Source organism: Sulfitobacter sp. 1A12157, from assembly GCF_043557345.1.
Classification (GTDB): Bacteria; Pseudomonadota; Alphaproteobacteria; order Rhodobacterales; family Rhodobacteraceae; genus Sulfitobacter.
On sequence record NZ_JBIFFV010000011.1, the window covers coordinates 62,129 to 83,390 of the forward strand.

A 21,262-nucleotide genomic window follows, 5' to 3' on the forward strand; every position below is an offset into this window, starting at 1 on the left:
AATGCAGCGCAAGTTCGGAGCAGTGCTTTTCGGCGTCGCACTGATGTTGTTTCTGGCCTGGACCCTTGCAGCGTTCTCGTTTCAGTTCGAACGTTTTACCGTGATCGCCTGCACGGGCGCCGTGGTTTTCGCCGGCATGCTTGTCTTTCTTGCCAGCCGTAACTTACGGCACGGCTGGATGGCACTCATCCTCTGCCTCGCTACTGCGACGCTCTGGTGGTCCAGCATCACCCCGCAGCAGGATCTGACCTGGGCGCCGGAGACTGCCCGAGGCGTGATGGCGGAGTTCCAGGGCGATACCGTCATCGTGCATAACATCCGGGATTTCATCTGGGAGAACGAAAATACTGCCGCGGAGCAGTGGAAGTCCGAAACCTACTCTCTGAACGCGATAACCTCCGTCGATCTTCTGACATCGGTCTGGTCAAGTCCGGCAATCGCCCATGTGCTGATAAGCTTCGGATTTTCCGATGGCCGGCATCTTGCCTTTTCAGCCGAGATCCGTCGGGAGGCTGACGAGGAGTTTTCCTCAGTCGGTGGGTTCTTCAAGACGTTCGAGTTGGTCCTGATCGCAGCGGAAGAACGTGATATCGTGAAGCTGCGCACGAACTTCCGCAGCGAGGACGTTTCCCTGTTCCCGTTGCGCCTGACACCCGAACAGGCAAGGCTTCTGCTGGTGACGTATCTGGAACGAGGCAACCAGCTTGCCGCCGAACCGGAGTTCTACAACACCATCACGGCAAACTGCACGACCGTTATCTTTCGTCTGGCCCGGCTGGTCGATCCAGGTCTTCCTTTCGACTGGAGGGTTCTGGCATCAGGGTATCTCCCGGCCTATCTGTTCGATCTTGGTGCCATCGACACGACGAAGCCTCTCGACGAGACCCTCGAAGATGCACGGATTACATCCCGGGCAGTTCTACTGAGTCCGTCCGACAACTATTCCATCGGCATTCGGAGATAAGCAGGCTCAGGCCCTCGGTCACGGGTGGTCCCGATCCAGCTTTTTCGGCCAAACCATTGCTCACCCAGACAACGTTGCGCCATCAGCATGGTAAGCGTTCTCAGGAGGGCACTGTCGGGTCAGCTTGACGTCTTGAAGTTCCACGGGAGCAGATCGTCGATGCCGCTTTGTGGGTGACCATTGGCGATCGCTGTGAGGGTTGCCTTGAGATAGGCGAAGGGCTCGATGCCGTTGATCTTGCAGGTCTCGATCAGTGAGGCGATGCGGCCCCAGGCGATACCACCCTCGTCATGCCCAGCGAAGAGGGCGTTTTTCCGATTGAGGGTGATGGGGCGGATCAGGTTTTCGACGCGGTTGTTGTCGATCTCGACGCGCCCATCGGCCAAGAAGGTCTGCAGTCCGTCCCAGTGATTGTGGATGTAAGTCAGCTTTTCACCCAGCCGGGATTTGGTGGAGATCTTGCGGCGCTCAGCCTCCAGCCATTCACCGAATGCTGCGACCAGCGGGGCACTGCGGGCCTGACGGGCAGACAATCGCTGGCCGGAGGAGATGCCACGAATGTCAGCTTCGACGGTATAGATTTCGGCGATGCGGCGCAGGCCTTCGGCGGCGATCTCTGAGCCATCTCGGTCAAAGACTTCCTTCAGCTTGCGGCGCGCATGCGCCCAGCAATGGGCCACCCGAATGGGGGCACCGCCCTTGCGCGTGGGTTTGGTCAGCCGATTATAGCCCTGATAGCCGTCGATCTGCAGGATGCCGTCGAAGCCTGTCAGGAAGGTTTCGGCATTCGCGCCCGCCCGACCGGGGGCATAGAAGTAAACCACACCGGGCGGATCTTCACCGCCCCATGGTCGGTCATCGCGGGCCAGTGCCCAGAGATAGCCAGTTTTGGTTTTACCGCGCCCCGGATCCAGCACCGGGGCCGTGGTTTCGTCCATGAACAGTTTCTCGGATCGTTTCAGGTGTTCGGCCAGCCGGTCGACGACGGGCTTGAGGTGGAAGGCCGCCTTGCCGACCCAGTCCGCCAGCACAGCGCGGTGCAGATCAAGACCCGCACGCGCCAGGATCTGGCTTTGGCGGTATAATGGCAGATGATCCGCATACTTGCTGACCAGCACATGGGCGATGGTGGCCTCGGTCGGCAGGGCACCTATGATCAGATGCGATGGTGCGGGAGCCTGGGTCACGCCGTCGGTGCAGGTCCGGCAGGCGTATTTCGGGCGGACGGTGACAATGACGCGCAACTGAGCCGGCACGATGTCCAGCCGCTCACTGCGGTCTTCCCCGATCTTGTGCATAACGCCGCAGCCGCAAGGGCAGCTCAGGCTGTCAGGTTCGATGACTTCTTCGATGCGCGGCAGTGCGGCCGGTAGATTGCCGATGGTGCGCTTTGGCGCAGATTTGGTTGTCGTCTTGTCACCTGTCTGAGCGGCCAGTTGGTCCTTCTGCACCTCGACCTCAGCCAGGGCGATGGACAGATCCTCGAACGCCAGCTGCCGCTCATCCTCGGTCAGCTTTTCCGACCGTTTGCCATGTAGGGCATGGTTCAGCTCCGCAATCAGGTGCTCTTGCCGTTGGGTGATTTCCGTAAGCGCCGCTACCTTTTCCATCAACGCCAAAACCGCCGCACGCTGCGCAGCAGGGATGGTGGATAGGTCAATGGCGGGTGTCGTGATCATGCCATCAGGATACGATAAAACCCCATTAAAAACACACAAAAGACAGCGGTTGATTCACTCTGCCGCAGCAGGTGGGCGCATCTCCAGAGCCTTGACCTTGCGCCAGTCCAGACCGGCAAACAGGGCCTCGAACTGGGCGTGGTTCAGCGCCATCATCCCGTCCTTGATCGCCGGCCAGGTGAAGGTCGCTTCTTCCAGCCGCTTATAAGCCATCACCAATCCGGTGCCGTCCCAATACAAAAGCTTCAGCCGATCCGCCCGGCGCGAGCGGAACACAAAAACCGTGCCGGTGAACGGATCCTTGCGCAGCACCGACGACACGATCGACGCCAGACCATCATGACCTTTCCTGAAGTCCACAGGCTGCGTCGAGACCAGAACCCGCACACGGTTTGATGGGAACATCATGGCTGACCCTCGATTGCCCGCACGATCTCGGCAACCCGGGACGAACTGGTCGTGCCATCGAGCCGGACTGTCACACGACCAATCCCAATCTCGATGGAGGTATGGGATGACTCGTCAGGCTTCGCGGACCGCCCCGCAACGGCCGACATATGCGCACCGCCGCCACCATCCGAGACTACGAGTGGCGCAAAACTAAAGGCGTCGTCATCGCCCGCAGGTAAAACCAACCGGCCATCGCGTGCTTGACTCCGCCATTCCGATAAATGGTTCGCCCGAAGCCCATACCGCGCCGCAACTGCATTCACGCTCACGCCCGGCTGCAAACTCTCAGCCACGATCCGTGCTTTGACCTCATTGGGCCACCGCTTCTGGCCATTGGCCCGTATCTCCGTAAGCGATGTGCCGCCCCCACCTTCCTTGTGAACCTCTGATCTGAGATTCAGCCCTGACGGATGGATTATCAGGGAGTTTCTCCATGGAGCGCTCAACGGAGTTTCTCAGTAACATTGATTTGGTTGTGGGCCCGCGTGGTCACCGCCGGTGGCCGGATGCGGTGAAGGCGCAAATTGTGGCCGAGACGCTGGTGGAGGGTGCCTCGGTGGACGCAGTTGCGCGGCGGTATGACATGCGGGCCAATCATTTGTCGGAATGGCGGCGCATGGCCCGGGAGGGCAAGCTGGTTCTGCCTGCTTTGGCTGAAGAACCGAGCTTTGCAGCGCTGATTGTGCGCGAGGATGTCGATGTGGCACCTGAACCTGCGCAGCTGTCGCCGTTGGATCTGATATGTGGTGCTGTCACCGTGCGATTGGATGCAAGAACATCAGCGGCGCGCATTGCCGAGATTGCTCGCGCCTTGAATGCGCCCTCATGATGTTCCCTTCAAACCGGGTGCGGATGAGAGTGTCCGATCTTCTGTGTATGAGTAATTTGGCCCATGCTTCCAAACTGAAGGAGCATGACAACGATGACGATTTCCAAGGAAGTTTTAGACGAGCTGCTGAACGGCGTTAAGAACGCGGATGATTTGTTGGGGGATCAGGGCTTGATGAAAGAGCTCAAGGTCCGCCTAATGGAACGAATGCTCGGCGCAGAATTGACCGAACATCTCGGCTATGAGCCGGACACTCAGCCGACAAATCAGCAGAGTAACCGTCGCAATGGCACGTCGCGCAAGACGTTGAAGGGCAATGATGGGGCGCTGCCGATTGATGTCCCGCGCGACCGTGAGGGCAGCTTTGAACCGGAACTGATAAAGAAGGGCCAGACCCGGATCGACGGCATGGACGACAAGATCATTGGCCTCTATGCAGCCGGATTATCGACCCGCGATATCCGCGCCCACCTCGAAGAGGTCTATGGTCTGAAGGTTTCGGCCGACCTTATCAGCCGTGTCACGGATGCGGTTTTGGAAGAAGTGTCGGATTGGCAGAACCGCGCTCTGGAACCGATGTATCCGATTGTTTTCCTTGATGCCCTACGCGTTAAAATCCGCGACGCGGAAAGCCGTCAGGTCAAGAACAAGGCTGTCTACGTGGCCCTGGGCGTCACTCCTGAGGGCGAACGTGAGGTTCTGGGGCTATGGGTTGCCAATAATGAAGGTGCAAAATTCTGGCTCTCGGTGATGAACAATTTGCGCAACCGGGGCGTCGAAGACATCCTCATCGCCGTCGTGGACGGCCTCAAGGGCTTCCCTGATGCGATCAACGCGGCATTCCCGGACACCACAGTGCAAACCTGCATCGTGCACCTTGTGCGCCATTCCCTGAACTTTTGCGGTTGGAAAGACCGCAAAAATGTCGCCAAAGATCTGAGGCGGATCTATCAGGCCACCGATGACGTCGAGGCCGAGAAGGCACTGGCTGATTTCGAGGCTGAATGGGGCACGAAATACCCCTCAATCGCCCCAAGCTGGCGGCGCGCATGGCAGGAGGTCATACCGTTCTTCGCCTTCCCGCCAGCGGTGCGCAAAATCATCTACACTACCAACGCCATCGAAAGCCTGAACCGCGTCATCCGGAAAACCACCAAAACACGCGGTAGCTTTCCGACAGATGACGCCGCGACAAAGCTAATCTACCTGGCGATCCGCAGCTTCGAGAAGACTGGCAGGGCCGTCAGAGAATGGGTTGCTGCACGGAACCAGTTCGCTATCCTATACCCAGAACGGTTCAACATATGACCCGTTTCAACTGCATGGGCTGAGCCTCATACACAGAGTTTCGGATACTCCCGTGCGGATCGTTGTGGCGACCAAGCCGGTAGACTTCCGCAAAGGTCATGACGGTCTGGCAGCGCTTGTCAAAAACGAGTTACGCAAAGACCCCTTTACGGGGACCGTATTTGTGTTCCGCTCGAAACGGGCAGATCGGCTGAAGCTGTTGTATTGGGACGGCACCGGGCTGGTCATGGCTTACAAGAGGCTGGAGGAGCATATCTTCACCTGGCCTGCCATCAAAGATGGCTTGATGGCGCTGAACCACGCCCAGTTTGAAGCGCTATTCTCAGGATTGGACTGGCGGAAAGTAAGGGCTTTGTCCGCGCGTCCGCCGACTGCGGCAGAATGAATCAGGCCGTCTTTTGCAGGGGTATTAAGGTGCAGGAAATGGTAGTCATTCCCCATGTCAAAACCTGCCGATCTCCCTAATGATATTGAGGCCCTGAAGGCGCTGCTTGCCGCCTCAGAGGACCGCAATCTGCGCAAGCAGGATCGTATCGATCAGTTGGAGAAACTGGTTGCTGACTTCAAGCGTGCGCTGTTTGGCGCACGCTCTGAGAAGGCCGATCCCGAGCAGTTTGAGCTGGCGCTGGAAGACATCGAAACGGCGATGGCGGCGGTCCACGCTGAAGATGACGCGGTGGATCCACCTGCATCGCGCCCGACAAAACCGCGCAATACCAACCGTGGCTCATTCCCCAAACATTTACTGCGTATTGAAGAAGTGATTACGCCCGATAGCATGACCTGCGGCTGCGGTGCTGAACGCCATATGATTGGTGAGGATACGTCTGAACGATTGGACATCATCCCCGCCCAGTTCCGTGTGATCGTTACCCGCCGCCCAAAGTATGCATGTCGGTCCTGCACCAATGGGGTTGTTCAGGCACCCGCACCCGCCCGGCTTATCCCTGGTGGTATGCCGACAGAGGCAACGGTGGCGCATGTTCTTGTCAGCAAATACGCGGATCACTTGCCGTTGTATCGCCAAGCACAGATTTACAGCCGCCAAGGCATCGATCTGGATCGCTCCACCCTTGCAGGATGGGTCGGCAAGGCAGCCTATGAACTCCGTCCTGTCTTCGATGCGTTAATGGCTGATCTGAAAAGCTCAACCAAATTGTTCATGGATGAAACAAGAGCACCAGTGCTTGATCCTGGCAAACGTAAAACCAAAACTGGTTACTTCTGGGCACTGGCCCGCGATGACAGGGCTTGGTGTGGAGCGGCTCCACCGGGCGTTGCCTTTACATATGCGCCCGGGCGTTCCGGCCAATATGCAGATGGCATTTTGAAAGGCTTCTCTGGCATCCTCCAAGTGGACGGATATGCCGGGTATAACCGCTTACTCAAACGCGCCGATGACAATGTCGTCTTGGCCTACTGCTGGGCCCACGCACGTCGCAAACTGTACGAAGTTGCACAATCTGGCACTGCCCCCATCGCCGAAGACGGGCTGAAACAGATCGCTGCGCTCTACCTGATCGAAAAGGATATCCGGGGTCTGGCACCCGAGGTGCGATTGGCAGCACGGCAAGACCAATCGGCACCGTTGATCGTCGCGTTTGAGGAGTGGCTCACGACCAACCGCGCGCGGCTGTCTGCTAAAGCCCCTTTGGGTGAAGCGCTCAAATACATCGCAAAATACTGGGACGGGCTGTGCCTGTTTTTGACCGACGGCCGCATCGAAATGGACAGCAACGCAGTGGAACGCACGATCCGTCCCATAGCTCTGAACCGCAAAAACGCACTCTTCGCTGGCCACGACGACGGTGCCACAAACTGGGGCGTCATCGCTTCCTTGATCGAGACCTGCAAATTGAACAGTGTCGATCCGCATGCCTATCTGACAGATACGGTCACTGCCATCGTCGCAGGCCACAAACAAAGCCAGATGTCGCGTAGCCCTTAATTGTGAGATGGGAAATCCAACGAAATCAACGGCTGAGCTTTGCCCTTAAATATGAGATTTTGCCTTTAATTCTGATATTTTTGCCCTTAAACCTGAGACAGGGTTCACAGACATTTGCGGCAAATATCGATGAATGATGATGGCGAAGACTCCGTTGCCGTTGGTGCTGAAGAGGCGCGCAGGGCCGCGGTGCTGCGCCCTCTTGTTCAGGCATATCTCAATGGGACTGGCAGCCTGGAACGTGGCATCAATGACGCCGTTTGGGAGCTTGGTGTCAGCAGGGCGACGGTCTGGCGTTGGATAAAACGGTTGGCGGAAGAGGGTGGGCGCACCAGCGCTCTGGCTCCGCGGAAACGGGGCCGCCCGACCGGGACGATGTTAATATCCAGCAAAGTCGAAGCGGTAATCGAGGAGCACCTTCGCCGCTATTTCTTGCGCCGGGAGCGTTCGAGCTTGTCGCGCGTCGTGACAGAAATCCGCAGCGCTTGCTGGCAGGAGGGCTTGCAACCGCCGACACGGCGAACGGTTCAGCGTCGTCTGGATGCGATGGATGCCCGCGAAGTTGCGAAGGCACGAGAGGGCGCAAAGGCGGCCCGCCAGAAATTTGCGCCGGTCACAGGTGAGAACAAGGCCAGTATGCCACTGGAGATCGTCCAAATTGATCATACACCGGCGGACATCATTCTTGTCGACGGCTTTGAACGCAAACCAATTGGGCGGCCTTGGGTCACGCTGGCGATCGACGTCGCAACGCGGATGGTGACCGGATATTACACCTCTCTCGAGGCACCTTCGCGTCTGTCAGTGGCGCTTTGCCTGACACAGGCGGTGGCCCTCAAGGAGGAACTTCTTGCGGAATTGGCGTGCGATGTTCCTTGGCCGGCACAGGGCAAACCGCACAGCATCCACGTCGATAACGGTCGCGATTTCCGGTCGCGCGCCTTTCGGTCGGCCTGTGCGGATTGGGGGATCGATCTGGTCTATCGACCGCCAGCAAGTCCTCACTTCGGTGGTCACATCGAACGGTTGATCGGCACCATGATGGGGGCCGTTCACCTGTTGCCGGGAACAACGCAATCCTCGATCGCGGCAAAGGGCGACTATGACGCCGAAAGCAAGGCCACGATGACGTTGAGCGAATTCGATCGCTGGTTTGCTCTGGAAATCTGCCGTTACAACAACAGCATTCATTCAAGTCTTGGCTGCACGCCCGTTGCCAAATGGGAGGCGCTCTCAGAGCAAATGACAGGCGACATCCCCTTCGAGATGGAAGCCTTTCAGGTGAGCTTCCTGCCGAGTGAACTGCGCAAGATCAGGCGTGACGGCATCCATCTGTTCCAGATAAGGTACTGGTCCGATGCCCTTGCAGGCCACATTGGGCGCGGGGATGGAAAGGTGGTCGTTCGCTACGATCCTCGCGATATCTCAATGATCTGGGTCGAACTGGACGATGGCCGGTATGTTGAGGCGCGGTACAGAAACCTGGAAATTCCGCCCGTCTCGCTCTGGGAATATCGCGAAGCGATGAGGAAGGCCCGTGCCCTTGGCAAGTCCGGGTCTAATGAGCTGGTGCTGGCTGAGCTGATCCGACAGCAACGCCAGATCGAAGCTGAAAGCCGGGGCCTGACGAAGGCCGAACGCAGAACCCGTGAAAGAAAAGGGACATTGAAGGGCACGAACTCGGCCGTCTCGACAACCGAAGGGCTGCGCCCGATCGATACGGGTGATACATCGCGCCCATTGTTCAAGGTGGAGAGATGGTGAATTGAGGGCAGGGACAACTGAAGAAGACGGCCGGATCGCCCTCATTCAATCGGATATCTGGATCGGCTTTCCTCGGGCGGAACAGGTGTTGGACCGCTTGCAGGGCATGATCGAAGCGCCACGACAAACCCGTATGCCTGGGCTTCTTGTGCATGGCGCCTCCGGGATCGGAAAGACGATGATTGCCCGAAACCTGTCGCGCAAGTACGCACCAGAATACGATCCGGCGTCGGGCATCACCCGCACACCGCTTCTGCTGTTGCAAGCGCCGCCCGCACCTGATGAACGGCGGTTTTACCTGCACATCCTGGCCGCCGTCGGCGCCCCGGCGACGGCTCTTAGCGCCCGCGCTCAAAATGTGGCTTCCCTCGAAGTCCGTGTCATCGCGCTCTTACGCGACCTTGGCCTGCGGATGATCATGATCGACGAGGTCCACAATCTCTTGGCCGGGACCCACCGCGAACAGCGCCGATTTCTCAATGTCCTGCGGTATCTCAGCAATGAACTCGAGGTGTCACTGGTCTGCCTTGGGGTCAGCGAGGCCGTCGATGCTATTCGCGGTGATATCCAGCTTGCCCGACGGCTGGACGAACATCATCTGCCAAACTGGCGCGACGATGCCGAGTTCTCGGACATGATCCAGACCCTTATTGCTGCCATGCCACTGGAAAAGAAGTCCAACCTGAAGGTCAAATCTCTCAAGCAGGTCTTGGCACTGACCGGTGGGGTGACCTCGCGCATCTTCGCTCTGGTCAAGGATCTTTCCATCGACGCCATTATCACAGGCGAGGAATGCATCACCGATGACGCAATCGCAAAATGGACGCCGGTTTGGTCGCGCCATGCGAACCCCCATCGGCGGCTCCAGAAGTCCCGGGTGTGAAGCCGCACCCGCTGCCCAAGACTGTCGCGCCGCTGCCAGACGAGTTGTTGTCAGGTTGGTTGTCTCGGCTGGCGGCGGCCAACTACTGTGATGATGCGGAACTACTGGCTCATCTCAGAATCGATACCGCGCATGGCACCGCCTTGGACTTCAACGTCGACGCGGCTGCGGCGGCGAAGATTGCCAACGCCGCACGGGTTAACCCAGATGTTGTTCGATCTTTGACCTTTCCGGCAATGACGCCACGAGAAGCCTCGCTGACGGCTCAGATGCCATTCCAGCATTGCATGCAATGCGCCAGAGAGGGTCTTTCGCTCAGGCATTGGAGGCGGGCCTGGGCATTTGACTGCCAAGTTTGCGGGACGAGACTTGTGCAGACCCTTGGCAAACTCCGTGAGGAACAAATATCTGGAAAACTGATATACCGAGCGCGCCGCGGGGCAGAGATGCTTGAGTGCGCCGCGCGCTCGCGCGGCCCCAAGCAACTTCGGCGCGCAATGCGCGCAGTCACCTTTGCCATGTCACTCAAAACCTTCCGCGGGGATCCGTCGTTCGCTGTCCAGAACCCCAGATCGGAAGTTAGGCTGTTCTGCCTCGCCGCAATCGCCGCCGCTCGATCTCATCCCTTGGCTAAGGCAGCCATCGTCAGCAAAAGCATCGACGACTATGCAAGGGTTGCTCTCTTGCGCGCCTTCGAGAAGGAGCCTCGATTGCTTGCCGCGGTTGATCACATCGCGCAAAGGTGCGCGAGAAACAGGGGCCCCATGACAGCCGTATCTCACAATTAAGGGCAAAAATTGTCGCCAAACGCGTCGCGTCTCAGATTAAAGGGCAACGCGACATCTCCTATAGTTTTGGCAGGTTGACGGTCTCTCTGGATATTTTATATTCACTGCACCAATAGTATATTTTTGAAAGACCTACTCCGATGACTATCAAGGCCTGCTAGTTTGGGTATGCTCGCCGCCACTCGAAAGCGCTTCAAGGTACTCGATCACTTTCACTGGTGTCGACGATTTTGCCTCTGCCAGCACTTCGGGATGAAGCGGCGGCTCGATAGAACCGGCAGGTACCTGCTCGTCCAGCCAGAGCACCGACAACTCAGAGGAATTCCACAGGTATACCCATCCAACCGTGCGCTCCCGATCATTTCCAAACAATCGGGCTATGGGCTCTGCTTCTTCTTTCAACAGTCTCACCACGTTCTTCATTCCAGTTTGCAACGACCGAGCAGGATTTCGATCACGTCAGCCATTTTCTGGCCCAGTGGATGGCGATCGAATCACACTGCCTGTAGTTGCACTGTCGTGAGCCGCGAATTCACGATACGAAGCGAACGCCAGCGAAATAGAACGAAACGAACAACGGTACGCCATTGATAAAAAATGGAAAATACTTTGTTCCTCCGTTGGATGACGGAAGTGATTTTAAGGAGTTGTTCAGACGGTTGAGCGCGGCCGGAGCGGGTCGGCCTACTGACAAAGATGGGATACCCTTGGGACCGTGGACACCCGAGCTTCTTGCTACCGCAATCACTCAGATCGAAGCCAACCGGTCCGGGATCGAGCTGCGAACAGTGCAGCTTTGGTACCAAGACAACGAGAAAGGAATCAGCGCCGAGAACATTCGATGGCTGGCAAGGGTGTTTGGGTGTGATGATCCGAAGGCGACCAGCGAGTGGCAGACGGAACTTAGTGTGGCCCGGGCCCGATTGGTAGCCAGGAGGCGAGCGCTGCGTGCGGGGTCAGACGGCCACGATGCGCATAGTCCTCCAGATACGGTTCAGAACGCGGCAATCGATGTTAGTACCGTGGTTCCGTCACCGTTGGCGTACAAAAGTGATGTTATTTCGCCGAGGCCGGGATTTAGCCTGGCGAGGACATCGGAGGCCGTGTTCAACCGGGGATCCCCTTTGGATTTGTCGGCATCGGTGTTCGCAGGGGCCGTGGCCCTTGGATTTTCCTCTTATTTTTTGGGCATTCACAGCATTGTTTATCCGCAGGCGAATGGTGTGATTAAGCAGGTTGGATACCTATGGGCGCCGAACTGGACACTCCTCTTCATGGTGCTCATGCCGCTATACTTCGTATTCGTGCGCGATTTAGTGGTCTTTTGGCGAGGCGCAAGGCGGTCACAGTTAAACCTTGAAGGTGAAGGGATCGCGAATGACGACATGTGGATGCGAAAAGTCGCGGCTTTTTCGGTGACGTATTGGGCAGCTTTTCTTGTTTGTTTACCTATAGCTACTGTTCTTCAGTGGATCGATAGGTGTTTAACCCCATTACTGACTCGCGATGCTGGCAATTACCCGATGGAATGGGCTCGGTTGGCGATTGAGCGCCCCCACGTCATTTCGATACCGGAGGCGGTTGCGTTCACCGGGTTCGCCTATCTCTACATGGGTGTGGTATTTTATCTCTTCTTTGCGGGGCTCATTTTGCTCTTCACAATTGTATACGATTTTCGGGAACTTGGACGAGATCCTGAACCTGGGGTAGATGGAGAATATCACTGGCAGTCCAATCAACTCAATCTCAAAATCATGCGCGGGATTTTCCGGTGCTGTATTCTGGGACTCTTGATTGCCTTATGCATGAAGCTCCAAAGCACTTTTATGCTTTCAAGTGAATCGACCATGGCGGGTTGGTTGACTCGCGATTTCCTGTCAGTCTTGGGAAATCATGAGAAGGCAAGCGACTGGTTCGAATACAGCATGCCGACGAACTATAGCAGCCTGCTGATCGTATTGGCGACCTGCACTGTGTTTTTATATGGGCTTGTTCGGGTCCACGCCGCGCTGCGTCAGCAAGGAGACATTGGACATGGTCGGAATCAAAGAGAATTGGGAATCATGTTGGCGCTCGTCGCCCTGCTGATCATCGTCTACGTCCTGATCGGTGCAATCGCTGGTTTCTCGATCTTGCTGTGCATCGGGCTGCTGTCTGCAATCTACGGCCTGATTTATCCAAGCATCGATACATGACGGGCGACTGACCAAGGAGACAAACAAAGTGTATCATAGCTGGCTCGATCGTTGGGATGAGCGACGCGCAGAGCGGGGGGACGAAGTAAAGAGGCGGACAGATTTCGCTCTGGACACTGAACTTGCCTTCCCGGGCTCCGGACATCCGGCAGGTATCGAGGCCTTCTGTCAACTTGCAGACCAGGCTGTTGAGGACCCAACCTATTTCGAAGAACCGGGTAACAACGACTTGGTCGTCGAACGCAAAGGAGATTGGGCCAAATTTCCTTCAGGAATTTCTACTGACGTCGCAGAGAACAATCTCGTCTGGGCGAAAGTAACAGAAAGCAGATCATTCGATAAAGCTTTGGTTGTGTTTCACCATTGGAATGCAAGCGCGCGGTATCAACAGATGGCGAACTTTTTCTCCCGGCGTGGGATCACGGTAGTCGAGATGGCACTGCCGTATCACTTCGAACGTAGCCGTCCCTGCGCCGATTATGCCGACTACATGCTAAGCCCGAATCTCGGACGGACGACTCAATCCGTGAGACAGGCGGTATGGGATGGTCGAAAGCTTATACGGTGGCTAAAGGAGCAAGGTTATAAAGAGATTTCTGTACTCGGAATGAGTCTGGGTTCCTGGGTTGCCGGGTTGATTGCTGCTCATGACAAAACTGTTTCAAAAGCTGCGCTATCCCTCACGGCCGGAAGTCTTGCTGACATGGTGTGGAGCGGGCGCGCAACGCGAACGATTTGCGAGAGCCTTCAACCCGTGATCGAATTGGGCGACCTCAGAAGGGCTTGGGGACCACTAAACTTGGTGAACCATGCGCATCATCTGGCGCGGGACAATCTCGAACTGCAGGTGGTATTGGCCAAGCGAGACAAGGTGGTGCTGCCAGAGCTTTCTGAAAGGCTGATTCAAGGGCTGAAGGACGCCGGAGCCGAGCCTAGCATATTGGAACTGAATTGCGGCCACTATTCGCTGTCCATGCCGCCCTACATTGTGTCGGCCGGCCGAAGCGTGGCTCGCTTGTTGAAACCCGGCCCCTAAGCCGCTGACGACGGGCCTCGAACGGGTTCTCGGCTGAATTTCGCTCGTAGTCCAGTTATCGAATTCGGAACCCGCGCGACTCGGACCAAAAGGTTCGCCCCGAAGTTATTGGTGAAGCGAGCCCAAGAAGCGTCCATATTCCTCGCTGACTTCGCGCGCTTCGTCAAAGGCGCGAGCACGCTCCTCGTCGAGGCAGCGAAAATAATTCTGTATGTCGCGGAAGTAGAGCTCGAAATCATGACGGAGGATGTCCATAAATTCCGTGGCAACCTTCGGATCTCTTGGAACAAATGGCCGAGGCGGGGGTATGCATGAACCGGCAAGCGCCGGACAACCGACGAGCGACAGCAGAACGAATGTGCGCATCAAAGGTAGGATGCGCAACCGAAGGTAGCAAAAGACGCTTAAATCCTTGAACGAGTGCATGTTACGTGCCTAAAGGTATCGGATTAACGTATACCGCGAAAATTATAATATACTATTGCGGTTATAAGTATACTATCGTAACCCTAGGCATCAAGTAGCAGTGCCCGGGTGTTGCGTCTTTGGAGAAAGCGTGAGCCGGGCCATGAACTGGGACATAGAAGCACCAAATGTGGTTACGGAAGCTAGGTTCCGCGAGCTCATGGAAAGCGGCTATAGCGCAGAAATCCTGTGCCAGGAGTCCGCACATAAGAAAGGCCCCAGCTATTACGGGGTCTGGATCATGCGCGTTGTCTCTGATGATGGGGGGGAAAAGCTCCTCGTCACCGCCCGCACGCGGACGAGCTACAACGATATCAAGATCCGCGAGTTCAAGACGATCTCCGGCGTGGTGTCTTTCTTCATTGGCCTTGGCTTTGCGCATGTCGACCTGCCCCTTGAGGCGGGTACAAGCCGTACGCATAAACTCGCCCCGCCAGACAAAGCCCCATCAGACAAGGGCGCTGGCAACTAAGTTCGTCTGTCTCTGGCTGGTCGCCGCGCCAGCCTCCGCGCAAATCGTTCTGGTCATGGAGAGCGACGGCTCTCTGACCCCATCCCAGTCTCAGAGCGGTTTTGCCCGGAACTACAATGACGGCGTTGGTCAGGGATCGGCGTCCGATGGTTTGGCCATTATTGGTGAGACGGAAGCAGCGACCAAACCTGACGCGCTGCAGCTTGCGGCACTCGCCCAGCCAGCACCCCTGCCCCGCGCAGACGTTCTCTTAGACATCGAGGCAACGGCCCTGCGCTATGCCAATCATCCTGGTTTGCGCCACGCAGAGCTCTCCGTGAGGGATTGGCTGGCTCTCTACCGGGCCAACATCGAGGTTGAGAGCGCCTACCGGCAGGACGCGATCTCAACCGCGGGCGCCATTGGTCTGGGTCAACTGATGCCAGCAACCGCGCGTGATCTCGACGTCAATCCGGAGGACCCGATGCAGAACCTCGACGGTTCCGCCCGCTACCTCGCGATGATGCTCGAGACGTTCGGCGATCCGCGCCTGGCGCTGGCCGCTTACAACGCCGGACCGGATGCGGTCCGCCAATATGGCGGCATTCCCCCCTACCGAGAAACCCAGAACCACGTGGCCCGCGTCATGGCTGTCGTGGCCCGATTGGAAGGATCAAATTCATGATGTCCCAACCTTTTTGGAAATCATTCCTCAAGTCACTTATCGGCAATGTCACGAGAGCGCGCAGCGCGGCAATGCATTGGCGATACCGGATTTTCCAAACAAGTTGGATTTCAAACCTCTTTGTCGCCTCACTGGCGCTCTTCCTGCTTATTGCCGAGCCCGCCCTCGCGCAAAGCATCGATCTCTCCCCGATCCAAAGCTTGTTGCAGGGCATTGTCGATGCTCTAACTGGCCCGCTCGGCGTCGTGATCGCCACACTCGCGGTCCTTGGCGTTTTCTTGAGCTGGTTCTTCAATATCATCGATCTGCGTCAGGCGCTCTGGGTCCTCGTCGGGATCGCTGGTGTTGCGGCCGCCCCCACCATCGTCGCCGCGGTTTTCGCCGGTGGCTGAGCGCTCGCCTCTCTTTCTGGGCCTCGTGCGCCCGCCGAAGCTTCTGGGCCTGCCCATCATGTACGCGATGGTCTGGCTTTTCGGCTCGGTGCTCTTGTTCGTCTGGGTCCAGCACATTGCGGTGCTGGGCGTGGCCGCCCTGCTCTACCCTGTGCTTTGGAAGGCCGCGGACTGGGATCCGCGTTTCATCGACGTCATGATGACGGCGCTGCAGGAGACGCCACCGACGCGGAACCGGTCTATCCACGGCGGGGACAGCTATGCGCCATAGTGAAGTTCTGGACGAAGCTCTCGATCACCGCACCATGACGCCGGACTGGTATGCCCGCGAAACACGCCTCGCGCATATGCTTCCTTACGTCAGCCTGGTCGATGACCGGACCGTGCGGACCAGGGTCAACGAGCTTTTCCAATGCATCCGGCTCGATGGCGTCAACAGCTACACGACGGATGACGCCTATCTCGATAAGGTGACCGCGCTCTTTGCCCGGATCATCGCGCAGCTGGGGCCGGAATTCAGCTACTACGTCCACAAGGTCTCGAAGGCGATCACGCCGGACCTCGAGCCCGTGCGCGAGGACAGTTTTGCTGGAGAAGTTGACCGCCTGTGGCGCGCTAAACTCGAGACCAGCGGGTTGCGCGATAAGACCCTGACGCTCACCGTCATTCACCGCCCGCCTCCGAAAAGCGTTCTGCCGTTTCTCAACCGCAGCGCCCCGGACCGGCTAAAAGAGGCAACCGAGAAACGCCTTCGCCGATTGGGCGAGGCCGTGAGTGTATTCGTGTCAGGCTTGAGCGAGCTGAACCCACGCGTGCTAACAGCCAAAAGCGGCGAGTTGATCGGCTTTCTCGGCGCGCTCAACACCGGCCAGGAACTGCCGCTCTATCCCGCCAATACCTACGGCTTCCTGTCCTTCAACGTCGCCAATACCCGGGTGACGTTTCAAGGAGATCACTTCGAGCTTTCCGAAGGCGTCGTGGGACACCGCTACGGCAAGAGTTTTACCATCGGGGAATACTCGGAAGGCACCTCCTGCACCATGTTCGACATGCTGAACCTGCCGGTCGACATGATCGTCACCCATTCCTTCACGCCGATCAATTCGAACCTCATGGCAGGCCGCATCAAGCGGCAAAAGCGCCAGATGCAGGCCAGCCAGGACGCGGCCCTCTCGCTCATGGAAGCCCTCGATATCGCTGCCGATGATCTGGAGGCCAAGCGGCAGAGCTTCGGCGAGCACCACATGGTCGTGACGATTTTCTGCGATACGCTGGACGAGTTGCAAAGCTTGAGCGCCGAGATCGTGAACGCCGCCGCCGCCGAAGGTGTGAAAATGATCGGCGAGCGGGTCGCGGCAAAAGCGCATTACCTAAGTCAGCATCCCGGCAACCAACCGAAACGCGTGCGCGCCAGTGCGATCACCAATCGCAACTTCGCGGATTTCGCGGCGTTTCATCGGACCCAGCTTGGTAAGCCTGCTGAGAAAACACCTTGGGGCAAGGTCATCACCTACTTGCCCACGCCCGAACAGAGCGCTTACCGGTTTTCCTATCACGAGCAGGGATCGCCCGACAAAGAACCGACCAGCGGCCATACCCTGATCATGGGACGGCCCGGGTCCGGCAAGTCGGTGCTTTCCGCATTCCTCATGACGCAAGCCCGTCGAGCAGGGGCGCGGATCTTCGTCTTCGATTACCGTCTAGGTATGGAGATGGCGGTCCGCGCCAATGGCGGGCGCTACGCGTCTTTGAAAGCCGGCCAACCCACAGGCCTCAACCCGCTTTGGACCGAAACAGATAGTCGCGGCACCGCCTGGCTCTCGGACTGGCTCGCCACCCTGCTCTATCGTGCCGACAAGCCGCTCACGCCTGCACAGACCAACCGCATCCAGGAAGTGGTGCGCCAGAACGCGCAGGCCACGAACCCCGCCTTACGGAACTGGCGGGATTTCGCATCGCTCTTTGTCTCCACCGACGATGGCGGCGATCTGCACCAGCGTTTGCTCGAGTGGACCGAAGAGGGCCGCTATGGCTGGATCTTCGGGCAGACGCTGGAAGACACGTTCTCGCTCGAAGGCGATGTCGTCGGGTTCGACCTCACCGGCATTCTCGACAGCGAGGCCGAGAAAGAACGCATGGCGGTCCTCTCCTATCTCTTTCGCCGGGTCGAGCGCGAGATCGAGGATCGCCGCCCCACCATCATCGTCATCGACGAGGCCTGGAAGGCGCTCGACAACGCGTATTTCGCCGAGCGGCTGTCGAACTGGCTCGTGACCGCGCGCAAGCAGAACACCGTTGCGGTAATGATGACGCAATACGCCAGCCAGCTCGAGCGCACCCGAACCGGCAAGACCATCGTCGAAGCGGTGCCCACACAAATCCTGCTTCCGAACATCCGCGCCCATGCCGCCGATTACGCGATGCTGAACCTCTATGAGAAGGAACTCGATGTGCTTCTCAACACCGGCAGCGACAGCCGCCTTGCGCTCATCCGCGACGACCAGGGCTCGATCGTCGTCGATGCCGATCTTAGCGCCCTCGGGCCCAATCTCACCATCCTCGGCGGCATGGAAAAAGGCGAGGCGCTGGTCGGCGCCGATTACCACGACCGCCCGGACTTTTGGAGGCTTTCATGATTCGTACTCTGTTTCTTCTCACCGCGCTCGGCGCTTTGGCCTCCTGCGCCCAGTACCAGGAACCGCAGGCGAACTGCTTCACCTTCCTGGCCTCTACGGCGCCTGTCGCGCCGGATTGCAGCTTCACGCCCCTTGGCGCGCCGGAGCGCGACGTTGAAGTCTAGGCTGCCCCATATACTGGCGCTTTGCCTGCTGCCCGGCATCGCCCTGTCCCAAGGCGTGCCGACCAATGACAATGGGCTGACCGCGCGCGATATCGTCGAGACCGGCGACCGCGAGGCAGACCTCGCCGTTCAGGCCGACAAGCTTGCCGTGCGAGAACTCATCGCAGAGATCGAACGCGAACAGCTGGATACCCTGCAGCGCATCCTCGATGCTCAGACAAGCTTCGGCGGTCAAGGCCTGCCGGCGATGGTCTCAGGGCTGGAGAGCGGCAGCGGCGATCCGGACCGCTCCGTCGAGGCGGTCTATGGCACAGGTGAAATCGATCCAAATCCCGGCGGCGCGCAGATGTTCGGGGATGCGGCGGAAAACATAGAGCAGCTCATCATCCGCGTCGCTCAGGAAACCAGCGGCTTTGCCGGCGTTGGCCGCGCGGGCCTCTCTCCGGTTCAATGGCGCGCACTCCTACAGGCGCTCATCTGGCAGGAAAGCCGGTTTACCATCGGCGCGCGCTCGCCCGTCGGGGCCTTCGGCCTCACCCAGATCATGCCCAGGACCGCCAGCGATCTCGGCATTAACCCGGAATACTACAACAGCCCCTATCTGCAGGTGCATGGCGGCGCGCGGTATCTGGCGGCCCAGCTCAACACATTCGATGGCAATGTCATCAACGCCCTCGCGGCCTATAACGCGGGGCCGGGCCGCGTGTTCGAATATGGCGGGGTGCCGCCATTCGCCGAGACCCAGCACTACGTCCAGGTCATTCCCGAACGCTACAATCTCTATCTGAGCCGCATCGGCGGGATCGAAGCGCTCGGTACGATCGATCCGGCGCTTCTCGCTAATGCCAACCTCTCGCTCACGGGTCATGGGGCGGCCTTTTATGGCAGCAACTCCCCAGCCGCGATCCGCCAAGCCGCCCTGCGCATTTCCGACATCGTCGAGCGGATTTCCACGACGGAAGATGTGCAGGAGAGCATCGCGCTCAACACCTATGCCCGCGCCGAACTCGTGCGCCTCGTCGCGGCCCGCATCCGGCTACAGGCGGCGCGCACCCGCGTCCTTTCCGCCGAAGAATTGGCACAGGCCCGCGCTCGTATGGCCGAAGGCGCGTTCATGGAATTCACGATCAGGGAGATAGACTGATGAGAGATTTACTCGTGAGGACGGCCTTGGCCACGACACTTGGGTTTGGCCTGCATTTTGGCACCCTCTCCCCTGCCCTGGCGCAAGGCGTGCCCGTCGTCGATACCCAGAACATCGCACAAAACATCCAGCAGCTCCGGCAGATGATCGAAGACGAGATCCTGCAAAACGAGCAGCTGACGCAGCTCCGTGAACAGCTTGCGACACTCACGGATCAACTCGCGGAGCTGCAAAGAACCTATGAAGCCCTGACCCGCCTTGCCGAACTTCCCGAGATCATCCGCACGGAAATGGAAGACGAGCTGAACGGCCTGCTCGACCAGGAATTCGGCGATATCATCGCCACGATTGAGGCGATCAAGACCGGAGACTTCTCTGGCCTGTCGGGCTCCGGCGCGGGCGAGATCGAAACACAGATGGACCGGGTGCTGGCCGATCTCGGCTTTGATGACGATACCCTCACGGAAATGGCCACCAGCGGAAATCCCGGGGCCAACCGCGTGGCGACGCAGGCCACAACCGGCGCACTCGTTTCGGCCGCGGCCCAGAACAGCTACGAGGACGCGGGCCAATCGCTGGAACGGGTCGATCGACTGGTCGGGCTGATCGACGACATGGACGAACTGAAGGAAAGCATCGATCTCAACACGCGCGTCACGGCGGAACTGGCGATCGCGCTCGTCGCCATGTGGCAGCTCGAAGCGGTGCAAACCGTGGGCGACGGCACGGGCGGCGTGATCGATGCCGCCACCATCGCTGAGGAGCAGCGCTTCATGGATTTCACCTTGCCGGACCTTCGGGCCGAGTAATCGTGGGGGCATGAATGGTGGCGAGTGAACAAGAAATCATCGAGGAAGAACTGGTCTACGGTGCCTTGCGCCGCGAACGGCTCTGGCAACGCCTTGGCCTGACGGGCCTGGTCTTCGGTGTCATCGGCTGCCTGAGCGCCGCGGCTGTCGCAATCCTCGATGTCGACCCCCCGCCCGTTGTTGTCCCCTATGATCCCGCCACCGGCTTTGCACTCCCCGAAGCCTCGGTGGGCGCCTCCTCGGTGACCGCCAACCAAGCGATCATCGAGGCGGAAGTCTTTCGCTATGTGACCGATCGGGAGGTCTATAACCAGCTCGACAACGATCTGCGCATCCGCAGCGTGCTGCGCCGCTCGGACGGGGCCGCCGAGAGCGGGCTGCGCCAAATCTGGAACAGCGCCAATGAGAATTACCCGCCGACGGTCTATGGCCCCAATGCCCGGCTCGACGTGGAAATCCTCAGCATCAACCGGATCGGAACCAACCGCGCCACGGTCCGCCTGCGCAAGCGCCTGACGTCTATCAATGGCGTTCAGACAGGCCTCTTCACTGCCACGCTTCTCTTCGAGTTCCGCCCCGAGACCCGCCGCTCCATCGATGAGGTCTGGACCAACCCTTTCGGCTTCACGGTCCTCGAATATTCCATCCGCTCCGACAGATTGGAGAACTAGT

At 58.5% G+C, this 21,262-nt stretch carries 24 protein-coding genes; 19 read left to right on the forward strand and 5 right to left on the reverse strand.

Going from position 1 to position 21,262, the window contains the following annotated elements:
- Position 1 precedes the first annotated feature (1 nt).
- Entirely contained in the window at positions 2 to 964 is a 963-nt protein-coding gene (locus tag ACGYLC_RS16555) for a DUF4105 domain-containing protein (protein ID WP_394423993.1), read from the forward strand.
- Positions 965 to 1,083: 119 nt separating this feature from the next.
- Here the strand turns inward: ACGYLC_RS16555 and tnpC (ACGYLC_RS16560) are convergent, their stop codons facing one another.
- Genes tnpC (ACGYLC_RS16560) through tnpA form a run of 3 tightly spaced genes read right to left on the reverse strand, consistent with a single transcriptional unit; the run spans position 1,084 to position 3,539 of the window.
- Positions 1,084 to 2,643 (reverse strand): IS66 family transposase, encoded by a 1,560-nt coding sequence (gene tnpC, locus ACGYLC_RS16560; protein WP_394423995.1) that lies wholly within the window; start codon positions 2,641 to 2,643, stop codon positions 1,084 to 1,086.
- Between the two features lie 54 nt (positions 2,644 to 2,697).
- Entirely contained in the window at positions 2,698 to 3,051 is a 354-nt protein-coding gene (tnpB, locus tag ACGYLC_RS16565; RefSeq protein WP_067629907.1) for an IS66 family insertion sequence element accessory protein TnpB, read from the reverse strand.
- Positions 3,048 to 3,539: an IS66-like element accessory protein TnpA gene (tnpA, locus tag ACGYLC_RS16570; RefSeq protein ID WP_394423997.1), complete on the reverse strand. Its 492-nt coding sequence runs from the start codon at positions 3,537 to 3,539 to the stop codon at positions 3,048 to 3,050. The genes tnpB (ACGYLC_RS16565) and tnpA overlap by 4 nt, the downstream gene beginning before the upstream one ends.
- Between tnpA and ACGYLC_RS16575 the strand changes: the two genes are divergently transcribed.
- The 7 genes from ACGYLC_RS16575 (at position 3,527) to ACGYLC_RS16605 (ending at position 10,613) form a co-directional block, all read left to right on the forward strand.
- A complete protein-coding gene (locus ACGYLC_RS16575) occupies positions 3,527 to 3,922 on the forward strand; it encodes a transposase (RefSeq protein WP_243264857.1) in 396 nt (131 codons plus the stop codon). The two genes, tnpA and ACGYLC_RS16575, sit on opposite strands and share 13 nt — an antisense overlap.
- Before the next feature lie 93 nt (positions 3,923 to 4,015).
- Positions 4,016 to 5,230: an IS256 family transposase gene (locus tag ACGYLC_RS16580; protein WP_093734113.1), complete on the forward strand. Its 1,215-nt coding sequence runs from the start codon at positions 4,016 to 4,018 to the stop codon at positions 5,228 to 5,230.
- A 52-nt stretch (positions 5,231 to 5,282) separates the two neighbouring features.
- Positions 5,283 to 5,615: an IS66 family insertion sequence element accessory protein TnpB gene (gene tnpB / locus ACGYLC_RS16585; protein ID WP_394423999.1), complete on the forward strand. Its 333-nt coding sequence runs from the start codon at positions 5,283 to 5,285 to the stop codon at positions 5,613 to 5,615.
- A 54-nt stretch (positions 5,616 to 5,669) separates the two neighbouring features.
- Positions 5,670 to 7,178, forward strand: coding sequence for an IS66 family transposase (tnpC, locus tag ACGYLC_RS16590; RefSeq protein ID WP_394424001.1), 1,509 nt, complete (start codon positions 5,670 to 5,672; stop codon positions 7,176 to 7,178).
- 129 nt (positions 7,179 to 7,307) lie between these two features.
- Positions 7,308 to 8,942 (forward strand): Mu transposase C-terminal domain-containing protein, encoded by a 1,635-nt coding sequence (locus ACGYLC_RS16595; RefSeq protein ID WP_140849483.1) that lies wholly within the window; start codon positions 7,308 to 7,310, stop codon positions 8,940 to 8,942.
- 1 nt (position 8,943) lies between these two features.
- Complete coding sequence (locus tag ACGYLC_RS16600; RefSeq protein WP_038147410.1) at positions 8,944 to 9,825, forward strand: TniB family NTP-binding protein; 882 nt, start codon at positions 8,944 to 8,946, stop codon at positions 9,823 to 9,825.
- The gene (locus tag ACGYLC_RS16605; RefSeq protein ID WP_038147409.1) at positions 9,822 to 10,613 is read left to right on the forward strand and encodes a TniQ family protein; all 792 of its coding nucleotides are present in this window, start codon (positions 9,822 to 9,824) and stop codon (positions 10,611 to 10,613) included. The genes ACGYLC_RS16600 and ACGYLC_RS16605 overlap by 4 nt, the downstream gene beginning before the upstream one ends.
- A 147-nt stretch (positions 10,614 to 10,760) precedes the next feature.
- Here ACGYLC_RS16605 and ACGYLC_RS16610 read toward each other — a convergent pair whose 3' ends face one another.
- Complete coding sequence (locus ACGYLC_RS16610) at positions 10,761 to 11,036, reverse strand: hypothetical protein (RefSeq protein WP_280323037.1); 276 nt, start codon at positions 11,034 to 11,036, stop codon at positions 10,761 to 10,763.
- Between the two features lie 164 nt (positions 11,037 to 11,200).
- Here ACGYLC_RS16610 and ACGYLC_RS16615 point away from each other — a divergent pair, with 164 nt between their 5' ends.
- Together ACGYLC_RS16615 and ACGYLC_RS16620 are read left to right on the forward strand one after the other, a co-directional pair.
- Positions 11,201 to 12,808, forward strand: a complete 1,608-nt coding sequence (locus tag ACGYLC_RS16615) for an RcgA family putative transporter (protein ID WP_394424004.1) — start codon at positions 11,201 to 11,203, stop codon at positions 12,806 to 12,808.
- Positions 12,809 to 12,836: 28 nt separating this feature from the next.
- Positions 12,837 to 13,844: an alpha/beta hydrolase family protein gene (locus tag ACGYLC_RS16620; protein ID WP_394424006.1), complete on the forward strand. Its 1,008-nt coding sequence runs from the start codon at positions 12,837 to 12,839 to the stop codon at positions 13,842 to 13,844.
- Positions 13,845 to 13,949: 105 nt separating this feature from the next.
- Here the strand turns inward: ACGYLC_RS16620 and ACGYLC_RS16625 are convergent, their stop codons facing one another.
- Positions 13,950 to 14,270, reverse strand: coding sequence for a hypothetical protein (locus ACGYLC_RS16625; protein WP_394424007.1), 321 nt, complete (start codon positions 14,268 to 14,270; stop codon positions 13,950 to 13,952).
- Positions 14,271 to 14,412: 142 nt separating this feature from the next.
- Here ACGYLC_RS16625 and ACGYLC_RS16630 point away from each other — a divergent pair, with 142 nt between their 5' ends.
- From ACGYLC_RS16630 to ACGYLC_RS16670, 9 genes are all read left to right on the forward strand, one after another.
- Positions 14,413 to 14,781 (forward strand): hypothetical protein, encoded by a 369-nt coding sequence (locus ACGYLC_RS16630; RefSeq protein WP_394424008.1) that lies wholly within the window; start codon positions 14,413 to 14,415, stop codon positions 14,779 to 14,781.
- A gap of 43 nt (positions 14,782 to 14,824) precedes the next feature.
- Positions 14,825 to 15,445, forward strand: coding sequence for a lytic transglycosylase domain-containing protein (locus ACGYLC_RS16635; RefSeq protein WP_276154208.1), 621 nt, complete (start codon positions 14,825 to 14,827; stop codon positions 15,443 to 15,445).
- Positions 15,446 to 15,516: 71 nt separating this feature from the next.
- Positions 15,517 to 15,837: a TrbC/VirB2 family protein gene (locus ACGYLC_RS16640; protein WP_276154207.1), complete on the forward strand. Its 321-nt coding sequence runs from the start codon at positions 15,517 to 15,519 to the stop codon at positions 15,835 to 15,837.
- Positions 15,830 to 16,108: a type IV secretion system protein VirB3 gene (locus tag ACGYLC_RS16645; RefSeq protein ID WP_008327373.1), complete on the forward strand. Its 279-nt coding sequence runs from the start codon at positions 15,830 to 15,832 to the stop codon at positions 16,106 to 16,108. Before ACGYLC_RS16640 ends, ACGYLC_RS16645 begins: the two co-directional genes overlap by 8 nt.
- Entirely contained in the window at positions 16,098 to 18,473 is a 2,376-nt protein-coding gene (locus ACGYLC_RS16650) for a type IV secretion system protein B4 (protein ID WP_394424010.1), read from the forward strand. Before ACGYLC_RS16645 ends, ACGYLC_RS16650 begins: the two co-directional genes overlap by 11 nt.
- A complete protein-coding gene (locus ACGYLC_RS16655) occupies positions 18,470 to 18,637 on the forward strand; it encodes a hypothetical protein (RefSeq protein ID WP_394424011.1) in 168 nt (55 codons plus the stop codon). The genes ACGYLC_RS16650 and ACGYLC_RS16655 overlap by 4 nt, the downstream gene beginning before the upstream one ends.
- Positions 18,627 to 19,781 carry a lytic transglycosylase domain-containing protein gene (locus tag ACGYLC_RS16660; protein ID WP_394424013.1) on the forward strand — a complete coding sequence of 385 codons (1,155 nt, stop codon included), beginning with the start codon at positions 18,627 to 18,629 and terminating at the stop codon, positions 19,779 to 19,781. Before ACGYLC_RS16655 ends, ACGYLC_RS16660 begins: the two co-directional genes overlap by 11 nt.
- Positions 19,781 to 20,590 (forward strand): type IV secretion system protein, encoded by an 810-nt coding sequence (locus ACGYLC_RS16665; RefSeq protein ID WP_394424014.1) that lies wholly within the window; start codon positions 19,781 to 19,783, stop codon positions 20,588 to 20,590. Before ACGYLC_RS16660 ends, ACGYLC_RS16665 begins: the two co-directional genes overlap by 1 nt.
- 14 nt (positions 20,591 to 20,604) lie before the next feature.
- Complete coding sequence (locus ACGYLC_RS16670; protein ID WP_394424016.1) at positions 20,605 to 21,261, forward strand: virB8 family protein; 657 nt, start codon at positions 20,605 to 20,607, stop codon at positions 21,259 to 21,261.
- Position 21,262: the final 1 nt, after the last annotated feature.